Source organism: Confluentibacter sediminis, from assembly GCF_003258355.1.
Classification (GTDB): domain Bacteria; phylum Bacteroidota; class Bacteroidia; order Flavobacteriales; family Flavobacteriaceae; genus Confluentibacter; species Confluentibacter sediminis.
This window is the reverse complement of record NZ_QKPO01000006.1, coordinates 22,246-41,867: the sequence shown is the minus strand read 5'-3', so window position 1 is coordinate 41,867 and position 19,622 is coordinate 22,246. Positions and strand designations below refer to the sequence as shown.

The window sequence follows — 19,622 nt, the reverse complement described above, 5'->3', positions numbered from 1 at the left end:
ACTATTAATAATCAGGGTTTTGAGTAAGAGTTTCATTTGAATTATTAATTTCAGATTGAGGTATAGGTCTTAAAAGATGCTTTGTTGTAAGTGCATTGTTTAAAGCTGCATGTGGATTGTGTAATAAAGTTCTCTCTATTAACTTACCTGTTCTTTTTAAGTCCATCCATCTATTTACTTCACCTGCTAATTCTCTAGCACGTTCATCAAGAATAAAATCTAAATCAACCTCAGAAGGCAATACAGGAGTTGTTAAGCCTGCTCTTGAACGTAATGTAGTAAGACGGGCAGCTGCATTAATAGTGTTATTTAATCCTAAGTAAGCTTCAGCTGCAATTAAATAAGCTTCACCACTTCTCATCATAACCATATCTCTTTCACCTAATGATGGTTGATCACCGTAAGCAAAAGGAATTGTAGGATCATCAAATTTTTTAAAAATTGGATAGTGAACACCTGTAGTACCATCACTGATTAGATATTTATCTGGATTAATCACCTTATATGGCTTGGAATCGATAACATTTTGAGGCAAAGCCACTTTAGGGAAATATATTGCTGTATCACCTACAACTCTATCTACCATAGTTCCATTAACATTATATTGAAAATCCTTATCAGCATATAAAACTCTTTTAAAAGTTCCATTAGCTCTTTCATCGTTATCCTCAAATAATGAGTAGAAAAATGGAGTAGGCATTGGTCCTAAACCTTTAACAGTACGTTGTAAACCAGGGTAATTATAAAATTCAAATTTATACAATTCATGTCTTGAATTTCCCCATCCACGTGTCACAGCATTTGCACCAAACAAATAAGAAAAAATAACTTCTGAATTTCTTTGATTGGTAATACTTGTCAATGAATCAAACGAATCTACTAAAGCATGATTTGCAATCACAGCATCGGCTAATGCAGCTGCTTGAGTAAAGTCCGCTGTAGAACCAAAACTTTTATAGCCTCTAGTCAATAATACTTTAGACATTAAGTGTTTTACAGCATCTTTAGTAACTCTACCATAAACAGTTGTTGTTTCAGGAACACCATCTAAAGCATCTTCTAAATCTGCTACAATTTGCTTATACACATCTTCTTCTGTATCTCTAACGAAGTTTCTTTCTGCTGTTACAATTTGCCTTAAAACCAAAGGAACACCTCCAAAGTTTTCTACTAAGTTAAAATAAGACATCGCTCTAAAAAATTTCACTTCAGCTAGTCCAACTTTTTTAGCATCTGCAGTTAACCCTTGAATATTATCTGCATTATCAATAGCAGTATTAGCAGCAGCAATAATACTATACTGATTTGTCCAATACACCTGTATAGGCCAGTTTCTTGATGTAAAATTCACATAATCATTAATATCGTCTGTTCCAGATACCACGCCACCTCTCGTTACAATATCTGTCCCTAAATCTTCAAGAACATAGTACATATCCGAAGCATATTTAGTTGTCGTCTCTCTAGATTTCAGATAAACTGCACCCACTAATTGATCAAATGTCTCTGGGTGTTTTTGAGCTATTTCGATTGATACTGAAGTCTTATTTTCTTCTTCAAGATAAGATTCACAACTGGTACTTAATATTCCTACAAAAAGAAACATAAGTATTAATTTATTATTTAAATATTTCTTCATTTTCTTTAATTTAGATTCAACACCTTAAAAGTTTACATTAATTCCTGCCATGTATGTACGAGACATAAATGCAGCTCCCCAAGCATTTCTTCCAGCATTTTCTGGATCCCAACCATCATATTTAGTGAAAACAAATGGATTTTGTACAGTAGAATATATTCTTAAGCTGCTTATTTTAAGCTTATCTAAAAATCCTTTAGGTACTGTATAGCCTAAAGTTATAAAACCAACTTTAGTAAATGATACATCTTTATACTTCACTAAATTACTAAATCTACCACCATTACCTGGTTGATAATATGAATTAGATGGGTTTTCAGGTGTCCAATAATTAACTTTAGCTGCATTAAACAATCTTGCAGGCTCTCCATCATATGGGAAAATTGTATTATTGTGGAAACTACTTGACACTGTACTACCTTGACTTGTTGTAATTAAAAATGTGAAATCAAAATTTTTAAAATTCATTGTACTTGTTACAGAACCGTTCCATTTAGGCGCAACTTGACCAATAACTTGTCTATCTTCCTCATCAGTAAGCTTACCATCACCATTAATATCTTTTACTTTTACCTGTCCTGGAGTTTGACCATATACAGCTGCTTCTGCAGCCTCATCCAATTGCCAGATACCATCAAAAACATAATCATAAATAGCTCCCACTGGTTGACCAGGAGTAATAATCATATTTATACCTGAATCATTAGTAAACAATTGATTGGTTGAACCGTAAAGTTTTTTAACTGTATTCTTATTGCTAGAGAAATTGAAATTAGTAGTCCATTTAAAATCTCCATTATCAATATTTGTTGTGTTTAAACCTATTTCAATACCTTTGTTCATTGACTCTCCCACATTGTCTAAAACACCTGGAAAACCAGTTACCGTAGGTAGCTCTGTATATAATATAAGATTTGTGTTTTTTCTATTATATATATCAATAGAACCGTTAATCTTATTATTTAAGAAACCAAAATCAAACCCTAAGTTAACCTCAGCGGTTCTTTCCCATGTAAGATCTTTATTAGCTAATCGCCCTAAAGAGGCTGTTGAAATCGGTGAGTCACCAATATTAACAGCTCCTGCATCTAATAATGATTGAGAGCTTAATGGAGGTAAACCTCCGTTATTACCAGTTTCCCCATAACTTAGCCTAATTTTAGCATTACTAAATATTTTTTGAGATTTCATGAAATCCTCATCAATCAATTTCCAACCAAATGCAGCAGATGGGAAAAATGACCATTTATTTCCTTCAGCTAAAACAGAAGAACCATCGTAACGTGAAGTTATTGTAAACAAATACTTATCCTTCAATGTATAATTTATCCTTGCTGTGTAAGATTCTAAAGTTTGTTTAGCATAATCACTTGAAAGAGTATTAATATCTAACCCTGCCCCCAAATTGTGAAAAGAAAAATCATCAGTAGAAAAATTTCTAACTTGGCTATAATAATTTTCAGTACGCTCCATAAACCTTGACATTACTGCCGTTACTGTAAGTGCATGGATTCCTTTTTCAAATTTATAATTTAAAATATTATCCCAAGAATAAGACAAATAATTCGAATTATTAACCTGAGCTCTTCTTAAAGAAGGCTGACCAACGACGTCTTTTGAATACAAACCACGATATTCACCATATCTAGCATATTTAATATTTGGTGAGAATTTTGTTGTTAATGTTAAACCTACAAAAGGTTTTATTTCTAAAGCAATATCGCCTAAGTATTGAAGATATTTAGTCTCTTTAGTTTGATAATCTGGTTCAAATAACGGGTTGGTAATTTGTGTTTCTTTTGCAGTAGGAAAGAATTTTAATGTTCCATCAGCATTATATGGTCTTCCAATTGGTTTTAAACGATAAGAACTTCTAAAACCCTCATAACTTCCAGCATTTTGAATGGCATTTGTAATATAGTTACTTACACTTATGTTTGACCATTTATTCAAATCACTTTTTAAACTTCCCCTAATATTGAATCTTTCGAAAGACTCTCCTCCAAGAGTACCTTCATCTTTAGTGTAACCTAATCCAGCAGAATAAACTGTTTTTTCTGATCCACCGCTAAGGTTTAAAGTATGATTTGTTTGAAACCCTTTTTTAAGGATCAAATTAGTCCAATTAGTATTTATACCATCAGCAACATTTTGTAGCTCTTCTGCATCAAGATAATCAGATACAACCACATCACCTCTTCTATAACCTAATTGATTGGCAGCAAATTTATTTCCTACTACCACATCTTTCATGTATTCAATATAACCAGGCCCATCTTGCATAGTTGGTAGATTGTAAGCTTCTTTAAACCCAACATAATTGGAATAATTAACTTTTAACACACCACTTTTACCACTTTTTGTCTCAATTAAAACTACACCGTTACTACCTCTAGAACCATAAATTGCTGTAGCTGATGCATCTTTTAAAATATCCATTCTGCTGATATCTGCAGGATTTAAAAATGAAATATCATCTAGAAATATTCCATCAACAATAAATAATGGATTTCTTCCTGGGGTAAAACCACCGTTATCTGCTGTTTTATTATTAAGAATAGTACTAGAACCACGTACACGAATATTAAACCCACCTGAACCAGGTTTGTTGTCTGTACGTTGAATCACTACACCCGCCGTTTGACCTTGAAGTGCTGAAATCGCATCTACTTTATTTGCTTGCTCAATTTGCTTCGAGCTAACAGTAGAAACCGATCCTGTCAAATCATTTTTCTTAACAGCACCATAACCAATAACAACAACCTCATCAAGTTGTGCATTGTCTTCTTGAAGTGTTACATTTAAAGTAGCACTTCCAGCGTAAGTTATTTCTTGTGTTTTATAGCCCAAATAAGAAACCACAAACACATCTCCCTTTTTAGCTTTGATAGTAAAATTACCATCAAAATCTGTAGCAGCCCCTACAGTGGTTCCTTTAATACTAATATTGGCACCTGGTATCGGAACATTGTTTGCGTCTGACACCACACCAGACACTGCTTCTTGCGCCCAAGAATTAAAAGAAAAGCCTATAAAAAAGACTATCAATAAAAGTTTTAATTTTTCCATATTTTAATGTTTAATTATTTTTAGTTACGCTAAACTATTGTTAAGGATGTGTTAAGTGATGGACATCTTATTCAATTGTATGGATATTTTCATTAAATGCTATAATTATCTAACTATTTGGTATTAAATCATATAATCTCTCACAATTTTTCAATTAAAATATCCATCTCACAAAAGCTTCCATGGCCGCATAGTTAGACAGTCCCAATTGATCGTAAATTTTTGCCGTTTCGCTGTTCCTATCCTCGGCACGTTGCCAAAACTCCCTGCTATCCGCCCCCTGGAATACCACGCCGTCTTTTTGCGATTGGTGCTTGAAGATGCCCTTTCTCTTTTCCAGGACCTGATCGGGGCCCATTGGCACCGCCATTTCAATCTCATCGATGCTCCATTCCTGCCATGCACCCCTATACAACCAAAGCCAGCAATCGTTCATGAACTTTTTAGGCTTCAGGTTTTTAACGGCCGCAAAAACAGCATCCAGACATACTTTATGGGTTCCGTGCGGATCTGCCAGATCTCCGGCCGCATAGATCTGGTGCGGTTTTATTTTTTCGATCAAATCCATTGTTATTTGGATATCCTCTTCACTTAAAGGTTTTTTCTCGATGGTACCCGTTTCATAAAAGGGGAGTTCCATAAAATGGATCTGGCTCTCAGGTATGCCCACAAAATAACAGGTGGACTGTGCCTCTCCTTTGCGTATCAGCCCTTTAATGTACCTTACTTCTTCTATATCTATTTCGCTTGCCTTCTTGTTCTTAAGAAATGTGACCGCTTTTTTATATATGCTCTCCGCTTCCCGGCATTCTATTCCAAACTTCGCATTATAGTCCACTACAAAGCTTGCGAAACGCAACGCCTCATCATCTGCCACGGCTATATTGCCAGAGGTCTGGTACCCTATATGCACTTCATGCCCCTGCTCGTGCAGACGTTTGAAGGTACCTCCCATACTGATGATGTCATCGTCTGGGTGTGGGCTGAAAATAAGCACTCTCTTTTTTGCAGGTTCGGCACGCTCCGGACGTTTGCTGTCATCGGCATTCGGCTTGCCTCCTGGCCAACCCGTAATGGTATTCTGTAATTTATTGAATATCTGTATATTTATATCATAGGCCGGTCCCGAATCTGCCAATAGGTCGCTCATCCCGTTCTCGATGTAATCGGCATCGGTAAGCATCAAAATAGGTTTCTTTACATGTAATGCCAAACCCAAGACGGCCTTTTTTATAAGCTGTTCTGTCCAATCGACCTTTTCGACCAACCAAGGCGTGTTAATGCGCGTCAGCTTTGAGGCCGCCGATCTATCCAGCACAAATGTCGCATTGTTATGCTCTTGTAAAAAAGAAGCGGGTACAAGGTTGGTTACCGAGTCCTCAACGGAGGCTTTTATAATATTTGATTTGCCTTCACCCCAAGCCATGAGGATGACCCTCTTAGCTTCCATTATTTTCTTCACACCCAAGGTAATGGCCGTCCTTGGGGTATTGTTCAATCCTGAAAAATCACCGCTGGCAGCAACCCTTGTGATGTGGTCCAGGGCTACCAGTCTGGTCTTGGAGTTTTGAAGGGACCCCGACTCATTGAAACCAATGTGTCCATTACCGCCAATGCCCAATATCTGTAAATCAATGCCCCCGAAAGCTTCTATCTTAGCTTCATAGGCATTGCAATACTCGGCAATGTCTTCTTTTAAAAGCTGCCCATCGGGCACATGGCAATTCTCCGGCAAGATGTCCACATGGTTGAACAGCTGTTCCTTCATAAAGCGTACATAGCTGTTTATCGAATCCGGCTCCATGGGGTAGTATTCATCCAAATTGAAAGAGATCACGTTTTTAAAGCTAAGCCCTTCCTCTTTATGCAAGCGCACCAATTCCGCGTACAGACCCTTGGGGGAAGACCCTGTGGCCTGCCCCAAGATACAGGGCTGTTTTTGGGACTGCTTCACTCTTATTAAATCCGCTATTTCTTTGGCAACCGATCTGGAGGCTTCCGTTGAATTTTCATAGACTACGGTCCCTACGTTTTCAAACCGTTTTTCAAAACTTGTTGCCTTATCTATAACACTCTTTAACATTGCTTTTGTTTTATTTCTTGGTTAAATATTTTGATTTCTATTTTTATGGATTACCCTTTCTTCCAACTTTTATATGTATGTCCCCATATGGCAAAAAACAGGATGATGGCATAGCAAGGAATTAAAATCCAATAACTGCTCGTTGCCGCCGTTGCGATGGCTTCCGTTCCGTTTATTCCTGTTGCAATAAGCTCTTGTGCATTGGCATCCACCAATCTTCCGTATAATGGTGGAATGATGGCTCCCCCGGAAATGGCCATGATCAATAGTGCCGATCCCGTTTTTGTGAATTTGCCCAAACCATCTAATGTCAATGGCCATACGGCTGGCCAAACCAACGCATTTGAAATGCCTAGACATGCCACAAACAATACCGACGTGAATCCTGTTGTCAGTAAAATACATACGCTGAAAACAATCCCCAATACCGCACTGATCTTTAGTGCCATGACCTGTCTTAAGTATTTGGGGATCAAAATGGCCCCAACGGCATAGGTCGCCACCATGGCCAACAGGGTAAAGGTGGTAAAGAATTTTGCATCTGCTGCCGAAAACCCTAATGATATGCCATAGGCAATGATGGTGTCCCCGGCTATCACTTCTGCCCCAACGTAAACGAACAAGGTCAACACCCCCAACCATAGATTGGGATACTGGAAAATGCTTGTCTTGGTTGTTTCCCCTGCCTTTGGGGCTTTAGGATCCACTGCCTCAACGTTTGGCAAAGGCGCCTTTCTGATGAGCAGTCCCAAAACGAACAAAACAAGAGCCATGGTTAAATATGGCATAAATACACTATCGGCCATCGTGTCCAAAAGAACCGCTTTTTCCTGAACAGAGACACTTCCTAATTTCTCTTTTACCTCATCTATTCCCGATAGCAATAATGCCCCAAAAATCAATGAGCCTAAAGCGCCTGCCGTTTTGTTCGCTATCCCCATTATCGCGATGCGTTTTGCGCCGCTTTCTATAGGCCCCAAAATGGTTATATAAGGATTTGCTGCCGTTTGAAGTAAGGTCATGCCAATTCCCTGGATAAAGATGCCCGTTAAAAACACCCAGTAGGTTCTTGCTTCGGCAGCCGGAATAAAAACAAGCGCCCCAACGGCCATAACAATCAGGCCCAGGGACATGCCTTTTTTATATCCGATCTTGTTCAGTATATAGGAGGCAGGCAACGCCATCGCCACGAAAGAAATATACGAGGCCGTCGCCACAAAATAAGATTGGGCATCCGATAATTCGTTTATGGTTTTCATGAAAGGGATCAGGGCACCATTGATCCAGGTGACAAATCCGAAAATGAAAAATAATCCCGCTATGATTATTATGGGAATTAAAGTATTGTTGGGTTGGTTAGTATTCTGCTTCATAAATATATATTTCTATTAATTAGTTTTATTAAAATAACTGAAAGCTTAATGATTTACACTAATACATTTCAATACTATTGCACCAGTCTGTTTCCCATTCTTTTATTAGTTGTCTTTCTTTTAATTCGTCAAAAGGCGTATTATTTACAGCAGATGTTCTTAATGCTCGTAAAAACATGTTCCACCTTGGCCAATAAAATTCTTTATACATACCTTGCCAAGCTCTGGATGCATAATCATTTAAATGATCCATGCCTCCCCACATAGTGATTAACATTTTGGCATTTTTTAAATAAATTTTAGATGTTTGGTTAGATTCCCCATAATTCCACGCTGATGTCAACCAATTATTTAGGCTATTTAGAGGTTGTCCAGAAAGCATTGCATCAATATCTAAAGCTTGCTTTTCTATTTCATTATATAATGAATCTGCTTTTTCTATATCTTTTTCATTATAGGCTTTGACACATTCTATTAATAAATCATCAATAAGCAAGGAGTAATATTGTCTTGACACCTCTAACACATCGTAATGAAAAAGACTGTTTTTATCAAAGTTTTTTGATTCTTTAACCAAAATATCCAAAGCTTGCTTTAATTTTTCTTTATCCCCTGGATTCCCTTTAAACTCAGTTATTTTTAAGGTAGGCCGTTTAAAAAACAAATAGGCTCCTGCTCTACTATCCCACCAACGTGTTTCCCAATATTTGGTACTGTAGATAGATTCTATTAATAATTGCCAAGCCTTGAAAACAGACTGGGGTGTTTTTCCATATCTGGCATGGAGATATGTTTTTAACCATTCCTTGACTGGTTCATTTCCCTGTGTCCATGGAAGATCATAAATATATTCGTAAACTACTGAATTATTGTTTAATCCTTCTGGCATAACACCATAACCAACAAGATTTCCTTTATTAGCTCGACTCAATAAACCTTTAAGTTCATTATTATAAAAATTCAAATCACCGTAAACAGGATTGGAACCTCCATAATTATGAACATAGCCATAAGTCCATTGCTTGCCATAAAAGGCTTCTTGATTTTCCCAAACTTTATATCTATCGTTGGCATAATCTTGAATGATAAGTTTATTATTAGGAACCTTCTCTAAAAAAGCCATGGTAGCTTCTTTTGTCCAAAAATCTTTATCATTTCCAAAAAGCCAGCCTTGCATTACCCATATCGACCCTGGGGCTGCTTCGTCTATGGTTTCATAAATAATTTTTCCGTAATCTGATAGTTCTTCATATTTATGTTCCTCAGATACTGGGGGTTCTATTTCGTTAAAGGAATCTGCTAAATAGAACTCTGACTTACCATACAAATTGGAATATAATTCAATAAAACGTTTTCCTATTTCCTTAAATAAAGGATCTTTTGGATCTAATAAATAAGTACTTTCAAAACCACCACCAGCCCAGGAGCTTAATTCGTTTATTTTGGAATTAGGATGCTTCTCTGCAAATGCTTTTGGCACATAACCACTAAAAGCTGGAACGACAGGATGCATCCCTAAGGCTCTCATTTTTTGCAATATTTTTTTCTGAATATCCGATTTTCTATCAATCCATGCTTGTGGCAATGATCCTTCATGGCTGTTTATATTCCCCATTCTTTGCCATGGTAAAAATGCTGGACCTGCAAAATGCTCTTGTAATTGACTGTCTGACAACCCGTATTCTTTCCATAATTGTTGCCAAACAATTTCTTGTCCCTCAAGTGCGGTTGGTAAATTAATTCCATGAAGTGCCATCCAATCTATTTCTTGCGACCAACGCTCCCAATCCCACCAAGGCGTCGTATAACCAAATGCACAAGCATTTAAATATTCTCTGTATTTAAATGGCGTAGCGCCTTTTTTAGAATAGGTTGGCCATGTGTTGGGCAAATCTATTCTGTTACCTTCCCAACTTACTAGAACAGCACCAATATCTTTAAGATAGGTATAAGCTGCATAACAAATAGCTGTATTGGAGGTTCCTTTAACAATGACTTTGTTTGCTGTTGCTTTAACCTCAAACCACTCGCCATGATCAGATGTTTTATTTTCAACAATACTTAATTCAAATTCATTGGCACGATTCCCTACAAGGGTTTCTATAACCGCCACTGAGCTTTTAGTTTCTTCAGGATTTTTACACGAAATAGCGAAACATGCGATAAGAAAAAATAAAACAGATATTTTAAGTACCTTATAAGTTTGATTATTTAACGAGTTTTTTATCATTTTCAAAATAAATTTTAATGAAAATTAATAACATCTATGTTGCTCAAAAAATTGTAAAAAAATAGGGAGAATAAATTTTGTAGAATAAATCATCTCCCTATTAACCAACTAAACTCTGAACTCAATAACCAATATTTTAACTCAAAATAAAGGCTTACTTTCATCTTAACATTTCGATTCCAAATTGAAACCATTTATGCTTACCAATGATTTAATTATTTATAAGATTATACATTCTAATAAAAATCATATGGTCAACATAGGTGCTATTAACAAAATTTTATACTTACTGACGTAAAATTACATACAAAGAATATTCTTGGGATGGACACATTATTCAAAAGCATAGACAAATTGCCATTTTTTAAAATGTTCTAAGGAAATCATACCCTCTGATATAAATTTAAAGAATTAATTTATGAGATAAGTTTATTGATTGACAAAATCACTAACGCCTTGTTGCGGAACCACTTTTAAGATATCTCCTTGTGAATCAAAATTTAAACTATCAATAGCTATTTCGCGTAAAAGTGTGTCGTTATTATCTTTAATCCTGTGATATAAGATATAGTCTTGATTATTTTCTTTAAAAACAGTATGGTGTCCAGGCCCTAATGTTGTAGAATCTTTGGATGTTGAAAGTATAGGGCTATTTGGTCCTTCCTCCCAAGGTCCATAAGGAGAATTTCCAATAGAATATCTTACCATATAAGTTCTATCGATGCATTTTCCCTCAGAATACATTAAATAATATTTATTGTTTTTCTTTAGCATGAATGGCGCTTCAAAATAATGTGGTGGTGTAATATCTTTAATATCATTTTCATTAAAAGACACCATATCTTCATTTAATGGTACTATAAAGCAATGGCCGTTTTCCCAATTTAAACCAGAACCCCAATATAAATAAGCTTTACCGTCATCATCTATAAAAGCTTCGGCATCTATCATGTGATATTCCGGAAACATATCGCCTTTTATAAAAGGAGAATTATCTTCTTTTGCGTTTTTCCATGGCCCTAAAGGTTTTTCACTTACGCCAACCCAAACCTCACTACCTACAGACACATACATATAAAATTTTCCGTTTTTTCCTTGTATGACAGATGGTGCCCAAACCATACTTCCGGTGGAAATTGAAGTTGTACAAGCTTCTTTTGTTGGCCAATTAATGTGCTTTTGTTCCCAATTGATAAAATCTGATGATTCAAATACAGCTAACTCATCACCTCCCCAAGGATCTATAGTGGCATATACATAATATTTCCCTTCATATTTAACCATTGTAGGATCTGCAAAATAGCCAGGAATTACTGGATTGCTAATTTTAGTCACCAGAGGTTCCTTAACAACTTCTAGCTCCTTTTTTTGTTTACAATTTAAAATAACTGATAAAAGGATTAAAAAGCATAGTGTGTTTTTTAATAAGTGCGTGTGTTTTGAAATTTTAGTCATAGTTATATATTTAAATATTTATTTTTTCAACAAACATGTTGTTAATGATTTTTTAGGAAGAGTAATAACTTCTCCAATGCCCTTAGTTGAGATCTTTTTTAAATTTATATCTAGATTTTCTGTTGTTTGATAGATTTCAATAAATTTAAATCCTTTTGGAATATCTGTAATTATAATATCCTTTGAATTTTCTAACTGATTAACAAATACAACCACAATTTCATCATCATTCATATATGCCGATTGCAAAACACCTTCAATCGCATCGGCAGAAGTTTTGCCATCTGATCGAGACGTAGCGATACGTTTCATTTCTGGCTTTACAAATCTTGAATAATGCCCAAGTGCCCAAAGCATTTTAGACTCATAATAATTGCCTCCAAATTTATTATCATCAATATAAATAAGGCCGTCTTTAAAGTCGTATGGGCTAACCGCCAACCACCAGTGCCATGCAGAAGCATTTGCCAAAACCAAATCTGAATGAATAACTCTGGCAATATATAATGCAGGATTTATTCCTAAATCACGACCACCTCCTTTAATAACTTCACTATCTTCCAAAATGCAATATTCAGACATCCAAAATTCTAAAGAAGGATCTACCTTTTGAATTTCTGTGAATAAAGAATCTCTAGTATTTACTAACTTATTAATATCCCAAGTTGAAAAATAACTATGCCCTGCAATTTTTTTTGCTATAGAATGTAAATCTCCAACATATCCTGGCGATTTCTTATCGAAAAAATAAGCTATTTGATTGCCTCTGTTGGGCTTGTCCTTTTCTTTATACAAAAAGTCTAAATGTCCCGCTTCTGTGATTTCTATTTTAGATGACACATTGTTTTTTCTAAATGAAGCATCTATGGCTTTAGTAGCTTCAAATATTTCATCATTATTCCAAGGTGAACCTTCTTGTTTACAGCATTTCCAATTCCATTGTGGTTCGTTAAAAGGACTTATATAATCAAAAACAACACCTGTTTTTTTCTCCACACCTTTAACAACATCTGATAAAAAATCGGCATATTTTTTATAATTTTCTGCTGAAATATTTGCCGAAAGTCCATCATCAGACCATGCTTTCCCATTTTTAGTAAAATTAACTGGGGGGCTATTCACAAAGCCAATAAAACTTTTTACACCTAGAGCCTTTGCCTTTTCCAAAAACCATAATTGTCCAGATTGTTTGTTCCAATCATAAGTTCCATCTGCATTTAAAAAACTTTCTGAACTACGCCATGGGCTTTCTATTTGCCCATTATGATCTTGTTCGGCACTTCCTGCTCCAATATTGAACCGCCATGTAGTTAATCCAATACCTTCAGGACTTCCATCGAGTTTGTTTGATGTACTAAATAAAAGAGTGGCTATTTTATCTTTGGCATCTTCATTCCAGTATTTACCAACAGCCTGTATAGACCAAGCATCTGAAGCTCCAAAATTGTGTATGGTTTGAAATGTTTTATTTGTGTGTAAAATGATTTCTAAAGCACTTTCTTTTTGTGCTAAACAATCCATATTGTTAGTCAATAAAACTAAAAACAGTAGATAGGTTATTTTTAAAAATTTTACAGATGTCATCAATTTACTTTTTAAAGTTTTGGAATGATAGAAAAAGAATACTGATAATCTTTATCGGCATAATACATATATGGTGCATGTGGTTTTGCTCCCCAACTATCATCGCCACCAAGCCCCATCATTTTATGGTCTATATGAACTTCAACAAAATCTCTTTCTTTAATATCTGCAGGAGTTCTTAAACGTTTTGTCTTTCCTTCATCTAAATCTTCAGTGCTATAATTAAGCGCATTAAATTCAAGGGGGGCTCCTTGTGCTACAATTTCAAATCCTAAACCTATTTGATTGGTCAAATTTAACCATCTGGTATCTGTTTTATGTCCGTTTTCTTGTGGTCTTCCGTAAGCGACATATTGATTAGCCACTTTAGATTCATAAATACCAACAAAAGAAGCCGTATTTCTGTCTATATAATTTTCCCAAGGACCACGACCATAATATTCAAGATTATTAAATTCTTTTGGCATCCTAAATACCATACCAATACGTGGAATTTCAGGTAAATCGGTTTTCTTAGCTTCAAATTTATAATTTACATTGATGACCCCATCACCATAAATAGTGTAAACCATAACTATTTTACCATCAACAGTTGGTAATTTAAGGATGCTATTTATAGATATTTCAGAGGGTGATATGGTTTTAGAAGTTATACTTTCTAAGCTCGCATTGTTTACTGCTTCTTTCCAGACTTCCGCACGGATTTGCATCTTGTTACCAAAATCGTTATCAGTTGGAGCGCGCCAAAATGTAGGAACTATAGGCTCATTCAACAACTCGTAATTGTTTAACTTATATGATGTGATGGCGCCTGTTTTTTTAGATATATTGATGTTAAAATTTTCACCAGTAATTAGAAAAGCTTCTGAAGTATCGTTTGCCATCATTTTACTTAAAGTTGTTGTTTTAAAAGCTTTATATTCCACAGTAGATAGCGGAAACTGTTCGGAGGCTAATTCATGTCCAAAAGGAATCATCTCACTATCTTTCGCTTGTAAAGCATAGATATTTAAAAAATATTCACTGCCACTTTTAGGGATAAACTCTTTTAAACCTAAGCTGAATTCTTTTTCAGTTTGTGGTAAAACACCTGTGGGTTCAAACATCCCCGTCTGAATAATTTTTCCATTTTCCAATACTTCCCAGCTAATTACATAATCGCTTAAATTATTAAAAAACTGTTCGTTCATGATTCGAATAGTACCTTCAGAAATATTTAAATCTTTAAAATGAATATTTTGATATACTTTTTTGACTTCAAACAAACCAGGATGCGGTGTTAAATCTGGATTTACTAGCCCATTGAAACAAAAATTATCATCGTGATGTATCCCTTCTGGTTCAAAATGTCCTCCGTAAGCCCAAAATTTAGTGCCTTCAGCATTATACTTTGTTAATCCTTGATCCATCCAATCCCAAATAAAGCCTCCTTGAAATTGTTTATTATTACGAACTAAATCCCAATACTCTTTAAAATTACCGGTACTATTTCCCATAGCATGTGCATATTCACACCAAATAAATGGACGCTCAAGATCGGTTCCAATCCAAGCAACTGCATCTTCAATAGATCTGTACATATCTCCAATGATATCAGTATGATGCTCGGTGACATCTGTTTCTCTTTCGGCTCGCTCGTAATGTACAGGTCTGTTTTTATCACGAGCATGAATCGCTTTATAACCAGCTAAAAAATTAGGGCCATCACCTGCTTCATTACCCATACTCCAAACAATCACAGCTGGATGATTTTTGTCTCTTTCAACCATATTCGTAATGCGCTCGATATGTGCCGCTTTCCATTCTGGTTTATTTGCCAACGTATTTTTAGGATTATAACCCATACCATGAGATTCAATATTAGCTTCATCGTACAGATACAAACCATATTGGTCGCATAATTTATACCAAAGCGGCATATCTGGATAATGGCAAGTACGAACCGCATTGATATTATTCTCTTTCATCATTTTGATATCTGCCAGCATATTTTCTTCATTAACCACATGTCCATAATCTGGGTCATGTTCATGACGATTGACTCCTTTTAAAAGAATGGGTTTTCCATTGACCAATAATTGACCTCCTTTAATTTCGGTAGTTCTAAACCCTACTTTAATGGAAGTAGCTTCAATGGTTACGCCTTTGTTGTCTTGTAGATTTATTAATAAAGTATATAAATATGGATTTTCGGCAGACCATTTGTTCACGTTAGGAATATTACCCGTAAAACTTATCATATTTATATTTGAAGCTTTACTATTAAAAGCAGATTGACTTGACAAAACCTCTTTACCGTCTGCATCAAAAATTTGATATTGCAGTTTTAAATTAGAGGCTTTTTTATTAGATGTATTTTTTATTTCTGTTTCTAACGTAAACTCGCCATTTTTATAATTGGTATCCAATAGTGCTTTTGCAAAAAAATCCCGTATGTGAATTTTTGGCCTGGCAAAAAGATACACATCTCTTTGAATACCCGATAATCTCCAAAAATCTTGATCTTCTAAATAACTACCATCTGTGAACTTAAATACTTTAACGGCCAATTTATTTTCCCCTTCTTTTAAATAAGCTGTGATATTGAATTCCGCAGGAAGTTTAGAGTCCTGGTTATAACCAACTTTTTTCCCATTTATCCATAGATAGTAACCCGATTTCACAGAACCTAATTGAATGTATACCTCGCGATTCAACCATGTTTTATCTACTGTAAAATAGGTTATATAAGATCCTACCGAGTTTTGGGATGCCTTAATAAAAGGTGGGTTTTTATCAAACGGATAATCCATATTTGTATAGTTAGGATACCCATATCCATATAATTCCCAATTACCTGGTACAGGAATTTCATCCCACTTACTGTCATCGAAACCAAGGTTCTGAAAATTGGGGATACCTTGGTCTGAATGGTCTGTGAAGTTAAACTTCCATTTTCCATTTAAACATTTAATATATGCTTCATTTTCTGGTTTATCAAGCTTGGCTTTTTCCAATGTTGAATAGGTGTAAAAAGAAGCCCGCGCTTTTTCTCTATTTTGTTGGAACATTTTAGGATTTTCCCAATCGTTTTGACTGTAGATGTTTTGGCTAACGATTATTAACAATAGATAGAAAATGATTTTTTTCATGTTTTAATATTATGGTTATGTTACTTTGAAATGATGTTATTTTATAAAGTTGATTGGATAATCGAGTTGTTAATAAAAAATACGGTAGTTGCTCTCAACAATGAATTCAAATTATTCAAAAAAAGGGGAGACGAAAAATATCCCCCCTAATGTTCTCAACTAAACTAAATATTCAAAACTCTAACTCAATAGAAACATTAAAATTATAGATAACACCTTTTGTCGATATAGATATATTATCCAAATGCATGGACAAATCGTGATTTCAAAGGGCAAAGACCTTAAAAGCTTTGATGGAGAATTTTTAATTATATATCTTCGATTTATCGATATCCAGATTCTTATTATTTTTTACATACATCAGGATTCTTAAAGTACTTAATAAAACCATAATATTCTAAATTTTAATTTAAATCATGTTTAAATCTTTTTCTTTATTCATCGTTTTCACTTGTATGTCCCATGTAACGTATTCTCAATCCAAGAATATTTTATGGTACGACAAGCCAGCTAATTATTTTGAAGAAACTCTGGTATTAGGTAACGGTAAAATGGGAGCTTCTGTTTTTGGTGGTGTAAGTTCAGATAAAATATACCTGAACGATGCTACATTCTGGTCTGGAGAACCTATTAACCCTAACAATAATCCTGAGGCTTATAAATATGTTGAACTTGTAAGAGAAGCTTTAAAAAAAGAAAACTATAAAGCAGCCGATTCTTTAAATCGTTTCATTCAAGGAGCCTATTCCCAATCGTATGCCCCATTGGGAACTATGTTTATTAATTATAAAGATCAAGAAAATTTCAAGAATTACCATCGTGAACTTGACCTAAATAATGCGGTTTCTAAAGTTACCTATGAAAGTAACGGCGTAACATTTCAGCGCGAATACTTTATATCTTACCCAGACCAAATAATGGCAATTAAGTTAACCAGCGACAAGAAAAAAGCTATTAATTGTTCCATTGGATTTGAAAGCCTATTGAAATATCAAATAACTAAAAACAAAAACATTTTAAACATTAATGGATATGCTCCTTACCATGCTGAACCAAGCTACAGAGGAGACATACCAAACGCCATACTCTTTGATGAAAATAGAGGCACCCGATTTACCACTCTTTTTAAAGTTTCTAATACTGGCGGTGAGGTTATAACTACAGAAAATACCATCGAACTTAAAAATTGTACAGCAGCTACCATTTATGTTTCTATAGCGACAAGTTTTAATGGTTTTGATAGAAACCCAGTAACAGAAGGAGTTGATAATAAAGCATTGGCATTAAACAATCTTAAAAACGCCTGTAAAAAGTCATTTAAGGCTTTAAAGAAAAGACATTTAGAAGATTATCAAGAATTATACAATCGTGTTACATTCCATTTAGAAAACACTGAGGCTCCTAAATTACCAACTAATGAAAGATTATTACGCTATAACGACGGATCTGAAGATAAAAACCTAGAAATTCTGTATTTCAATTTTGGCCGTTATTTACTTATATCCTCCTCTAGAACTGAAGGTGTCCCTGCCAACCTACAAGGCATATGGAATCCATATATGCGTCCGCCATGGAGCAGCAATTACACTTTAAATATTAATGCAGAAGAAAACTATTGGCTAGCAGAAACAGCCAATCTTTCAGAATTACACAAACCTCTATTATCTTTTATAAAAAATGTCGCTTTAACGGGGGCTGTTACCGCCAAAACCTATTATGGTGTTAATGGCTGGGCAGCCTGCCAAAACTCTGATATCTGGGCATTGAGTAATCCTGTTGGCGATTTTGGTGGCGGAGACCCCAACTGGGCGAACTGGAATATGGGTGGTACTTGGCTTGCCACACATTTATGGGAACACTATAACTTCACTCAAGACAAAACCTATTTAAAAGAGAACGCTTATCCTTTAATGAAAGGGGCTGTACAATTTTGTTTAGAATGGATGGTCAAAGACGACAAAGGCCATTGGATAACCTCGCCATCAACGTCTCCTGAAAACATGTACATCACTCCTACAGGGTACCATGGGGCAACTTTATATGGGGCAACTGCCGATTTGGCTATGATAAGAGAATTGTTCAATGATTTTATAAGTGCATCAAAAGTGTTGAATATTAATGATGAATTTTTAAATCAGGTCATTAAAGCCAAAAACAACCTACACCCTTACACCATTGGCAAAAAAGGAAATTTACAAGAATGGTACTATGATTGGGAAGATGAAGACCCAAAACATCGCCATCAATCCCATTTATTCGGGCTATATCCCGGGAATCATATCACAGTTACCGATACTCCGGAATTGGCCGAAGCCTCTCGTACAACTTTAGAAATAAAAGGTGATGAAACCACAGGATGGTCTAAAGGATGGCGCATCAACCTTTGGGCCAGACTTTGGGACGGTAATCATGCTTATAAAATGTATAGAGAGTTGCTTAAGTATGTAGATCCCGACAAATCTGATGGCATACACAAAGGACATGGTGGCACCTATCCAAATCTTTTTGATGCTCATCCGCCTTTTCAAATAGATGGGAATTTTGGAGGAACTGCTGCTGTTATAGAAATGCTGATGCAATCTAATGATAACAAAATATTTTTATTGCCAGCTTTACCAGATGCATGGAAAGATGGGTCTATTGAAGGTATTTGTGCGCGTGGTGGTTTCGAAATTTCTATGGCATGGAAAGATAAAAAAATAACCGCTGTGTCTATTCTGGCAAAAACTACAGGAAAAACAACCTTGGTGTATGGAACTCTTAAAAAAGAGCTTGAATTAAAAAAAGGAGAAAAAGTACAAGTGGTTTGGTAGAAAAATTCAAAGCATTGAATCTGACTATATCAACCCTGTTTTTTTTTAAAATATTATAAGGTTTTTATATGAATAAAAGAGAGCAACCTTTATAACCAAAATTTTTACCTAGCAGAGACTATCTGGCTTGCTATTTTAGTTGCTATGTTCATGTACCTGCAAAGGCCTAAACAAATAATATATGTCAAGTTTTTTGCTTAAAAACACTTGACATATCAAAAAAGATTTTTATTTCAATTTGCTTT

Annotated in this window: 9 protein-coding genes; 1 reads left to right on the top strand and 8 read right to left on the bottom strand. The window is 35.2% G+C overall.

All coding sequences use genetic code 11. The features are described from left to right. Positions 1–4: 4 nt before the first annotated feature. From DKT72_RS06310 to lacZ, 8 genes are all read right to left on the bottom strand, one after another. Positions 5–1,639: a RagB/SusD family nutrient uptake outer membrane protein gene (locus DKT72_RS06310; RefSeq protein WP_111307892.1), complete on the bottom strand. Its 1,635-nt coding sequence runs from the start codon at positions 1,637–1,639 to the stop codon at positions 5–7. Positions 1,640–1,663: 24 nt separating this feature from the next. Continuing rightward, positions 1,664–4,708 (bottom strand): SusC/RagA family TonB-linked outer membrane protein, encoded by a 3,045-nt coding sequence (locus DKT72_RS06305; protein ID WP_111307891.1) that lies wholly within the window; start codon positions 4,706–4,708, stop codon positions 1,664–1,666. A gap of 154 nt (positions 4,709–4,862) precedes the next feature. Beyond that, the gene (gene nagB / locus DKT72_RS06300) at positions 4,863–6,791 is read right to left on the bottom strand and encodes a glucosamine-6-phosphate deaminase (RefSeq protein ID WP_111307890.1); all 1,929 of its coding nucleotides are present in this window, start codon (positions 6,789–6,791) and stop codon (positions 4,863–4,865) included. Positions 6,792–6,841: 50 nt separating this feature from the next. Beyond that, positions 6,842–8,164 (bottom strand): sugar MFS transporter, encoded by a 1,323-nt coding sequence (locus tag DKT72_RS06295; RefSeq protein ID WP_111307889.1) that lies wholly within the window; start codon positions 8,162–8,164, stop codon positions 6,842–6,844. 58 nt (positions 8,165–8,222) lie between these two features. Beyond that, positions 8,223–10,394, bottom strand: a complete 2,172-nt coding sequence (locus DKT72_RS06290; RefSeq protein WP_111307888.1) for an alpha-N-acetylglucosaminidase — start codon at positions 10,392–10,394, stop codon at positions 8,223–8,225. 429 nt (positions 10,395–10,823) lie between these two features. After that, complete coding sequence (locus DKT72_RS06285; protein ID WP_111307887.1) at positions 10,824–11,849, bottom strand: family 43 glycosylhydrolase; 1,026 nt, start codon at positions 11,847–11,849, stop codon at positions 10,824–10,826. 18 nt (positions 11,850–11,867) lie between these two features. Beyond that, entirely contained in the window at positions 11,868–13,433 is a 1,566-nt protein-coding gene (locus tag DKT72_RS06280; RefSeq protein ID WP_235841630.1) for a glycoside hydrolase, read from the bottom strand. Between the two features lie 11 nt (positions 13,434–13,444). Further along, entirely contained in the window at positions 13,445–16,564 is a 3,120-nt protein-coding gene (gene lacZ / locus DKT72_RS06275) for a beta-galactosidase, LacZ type (protein WP_111307886.1), read from the bottom strand. Positions 16,565–16,980: 416 nt separating this feature from the next. On the opposite strand from lacZ, the gene DKT72_RS06270 reads away from it, so the two are divergent. Beyond that, a complete protein-coding gene (locus DKT72_RS06270; protein WP_111307885.1) occupies positions 16,981–19,377 on the top strand; it encodes a glycoside hydrolase family 95 protein in 2,397 nt (798 codons plus the stop codon). Positions 19,378–19,622 lie beyond the last annotated feature (245 nt).

Coding starts and splice junctions, on each gene's coding strand:
- nagB (WP_111307890.1), bottom strand. CDS start 6,791: ATGTTAAAGAGTGTTATAGATAAGGCAACAAGTTTTGAAAAACGGTTT.
- DKT72_RS06285 (WP_111307887.1), bottom strand. CDS start 11,849: ATGACTAAAATTTCAAAACACACGCACTTATTAAAAAACACACTATGC.
- DKT72_RS06295 (WP_111307889.1), bottom strand. CDS start 8,164: ATGAAGCAGAATACTAACCAACCCAACAATACTTTAATTCCCATAATA.
- DKT72_RS06280 (WP_235841630.1), bottom strand. CDS start 13,433: ATGACATCTGTAAAATTTTTAAAAATAACCTATCTACTGTTTTTAGTT.
- DKT72_RS06305 (WP_111307891.1), bottom strand. CDS start 4,708: ATGGAAAAATTAAAACTTTTATTGATAGTCTTTTTTATAGGCTTTTCT.
- DKT72_RS06290 (WP_111307888.1), bottom strand. CDS start 10,394: ATGATAAAAAACTCGTTAAATAATCAAACTTATAAGGTACTTAAAATA.
- lacZ (WP_111307886.1), bottom strand. CDS start 16,564: ATGAAAAAAATCATTTTCTATCTATTGTTAATAATCGTTAGCCAAAAC.
- DKT72_RS06310 (WP_111307892.1), bottom strand. CDS start 1,639: ATGAAGAAATATTTAAATAATAAATTAATACTTATGTTTCTTTTTGTA.
- DKT72_RS06270 (WP_111307885.1), top strand. CDS start 16,981: ATGTTTAAATCTTTTTCTTTATTCATCGTTTTCACTTGTATGTCCCAT.